General features: G+C 61.3%; 1 pseudogene. It reads right to left on the bottom strand.

Features of this window, described 5'->3' with window-relative positions:
• Window positions 1-432 (bottom strand): annotated as a pseudogene (locus tag EOD07_RS37180) (hypothetical protein); the annotation flags it as partial.

Raw genomic sequence — 432 nt, 5'->3', positions numbered from 1 at the left:
GTCGAGCACCTTGCCGGTGAGCGAATCGTCCTGATAGCGGATCGAGGCGCCGTTGAAGGAAAGTTGCTGCATCAGGCCGAGCATGGCCATGCCCTGCGCCGATTTGTCGGCGCCTTCCGGCTGCGAGGCGAGCTGCTTCTGCATCGCCTGCATCGACTTGATGAAATCGACCGTGTAGCCGCCGAGGTTGAAAGTCATGCCGAGCGTGCCGGCATTCTCGACCGAGATGTCATATTTCGACAGTTCCATCTTGCCGTCGCTCGGCTGCCAGGTGCCGGCCATGGCAATGTTTCCCGAGATGTTCTGATAGCCCAGCGCCTCGATCGCCTCCTTCGACTTGGGGTCGTCGACCAGCGACAGGTCGGCGGTGAATTTTTCGGTGTTGGCGGTGAAGTCCATCGCCTTGCCGTCGGCCGGCGGGGTGATCTGGAC

It is taken from the genome of Mesorhizobium sp. M2C.T.Ca.TU.002.02.1.1, from assembly GCF_003997225.1.
Note: the sequence above shows the minus strand (reverse complement) of the source record. Positions and strands in the feature narration are given on the sequence as shown.